Source organism: Microcystis sp. M53598_WE2, assembly GCF_030067735.1.
GTDB lineage: Bacteria > Cyanobacteriota > Cyanobacteriia > Cyanobacteriales > Microcystaceae > Microcystis > Microcystis aeruginosa.
Map to the genome: position 1 here is coordinate 1 of NZ_JASJFE010000319.1, position 2,074 is coordinate 2,074.

At 45.1% G+C, this 2,074-nt stretch carries 2 protein-coding genes; both read left to right on the plus strand.

Annotated features, from left to right (window positions below):
- Positions 1–68: 68 nt before the first annotated feature.
- Positions 69–1,184: a TIGR03032 family protein gene (locus PX636_RS06965; protein ID WP_044034904.1), complete on the plus strand. Its 1,116-nt coding sequence runs from the start codon at positions 69–71 to the stop codon at positions 1,182–1,184.
- 616 nt (positions 1,185–1,800) lie between these two features.
- Complete coding sequence (locus tag PX636_RS06970; RefSeq protein ID WP_002733873.1) at positions 1,801–2,061, plus strand: hypothetical protein; 261 nt, start codon at positions 1,801–1,803, stop codon at positions 2,059–2,061.
- Positions 2,062–2,074 lie beyond the last annotated feature (13 nt).

Here is a 2,074-nt window from a genome sequence, read left to right on the forward strand (position 1 = left end):
AAACCATAATAAACCATAAACAAAAATCAATTATTAAAATTGATTCTAATCTATACCAAAGAAACTCTATGGACAGCTTGCCGCCCAAGACTAACCAGTTTTCAGATACTCAGGAGCCAGCAGCGAGTCCATCTCAGCGCCAAGCAGTGCCGGTAAATTATGAGTACAGCCTCAATCTGCCGGAATTACTCAACCAGTTTGACTTGTCGGTGTTGATTTCCACCTACCAAGCGGGACGAGTGGCCAGCATTGGCACTTATCAAGGACAAATGCGGGTGAGTTTCGCCCATTTTGACCAAGCAATGGGTTTAACCCGAACTGCTACCGGAATTGCTGTGGGCGCTCGTCAGGCAATTTGGAATTTACCCGCTAATCGAGAGATTGCCCCCCAGATTAAACCCGAAGGGGAACAGGATATCGCCTTTTTGGCCCGCTCCTCTCACCTCACCGGCCCGATTATGGGTCATGATTTGGCCTTTGGCAGTAATCGCCTTTGGGTGGTCAATACCCTATTTAACTGTCTGGCAACCATCGAAGGAAATTGGAGTTTTCTCCCCCAGTGGAAACCGCCTTTTATTACCGAGTTAGTCCCCGGAGACCGCTGCCACCTCAATGGCTTGGCTATGGCTGAAAATAGCGGCACTCCCGCCTATGTAACGGCATTGGGGGAAACCAACCAGGAAAGCCTCTGGCGAGAGAATAAGGCCCAGGGCGGATGCTTGATTGATGTGGCTAGAGGAGAGGTGATTCTGCGGGGTTTAGCTATGCCCCATTCTCCCCGCCTTTACCAGGGTAATCTCTATTTCCTCAATTCCGGTTATGGAACCTTGAACCGTTGGCATCCCCAAACTGGTAGCACGGAAATCATCGCCGAATTGCCCGGTTTTACCCGGGGTTTGGACTGTTGGGAAGGTCACGCCTTTGTCGGGTTGTCCCAAATCCGGGAAACTGCGATTTTTGGCGGTTTACCCCTGGATGAGCGGCGTAATCAATTGCGGTGCGGGTTGGCTATTGTCAACCTGGCCACCAGTCAACTGGTGGCCACTTTTTGGTTCAATAGCGGCGTGGAGGAGGTTTTTGCCGTCTCTGTCCTGCCGGGCTACCGCAACCCGGCGCTAATTGGACCGGATACCGACCTCGACGGCACTCAATCCGTCTGGATGGTGCCTTCTTTAATTGTTTAATTTTTACTCTTTATTCAGGAAAAAATCATGTCAACTCCTTTTTTGGTTAAAGATATCTTCCCTGGTTTATCTGGTTCCTTCCCCGGCTATCCGACGGCATTATATAGTTTTACCAATAAATGTCAGAACAAAGATGTAGATGTAGGTTGCTCTAATGGGAAGTTTTGTGACGACAAGTAGCATTGATGATATTTATGGGGAATAATAGATTTAGATGAGTGCCTAACTTTCCAATTGGTAGCGACTCGCCATGAACCAAACAACTGCCAATTATGATGAACCCTGGAAAGAAGCATTAACCGAGTATTTTGAAGCGTTTTTACATTTCTTCTTTCCTGAAGTTCACCTAGAAAACGGGTTTCTTTAAGAAACCCGTTTTCTGGACTTGTGGCCATCGCCTTCTCGCCATGACCCGCTAAAATTGTCATTGTGAGGGAGTAATTGAGAGACAATCTTCAGAAACCCGTTTTCTGGACTTATGGCGAATCACCTGAATCAGTGAACAGTTGTTAGCCTTTTGGTAACTGATTCAGGTAATTGCATTTGCGTCTCTTGGTTATAATTCACAAACAGGCTATAATGTTAGTAAAACAACGTTAATCTCTAAGGTTTATCAATGACTCAAATATTGATCGAAATTCCCGACGAATTAATATCTCGTTTGCAAGAACAAAAATCCTCGGTTCAAGAGATTGTTATCAAAGCTTTGGAAAATTATGTTCAAGCTGAATTACCAGATATTACCAAGACTCGTACTTGGGAACTTTGTGGAAGTTTAGAAATTGTCCAACCTGAGCCTAAATATATTATCGGACAAGATAATCGGGGTCAAGTTGTAACTAACTACGCTGAAAACATCGATGAAATTATTTATTAAAAATTGTGGACAA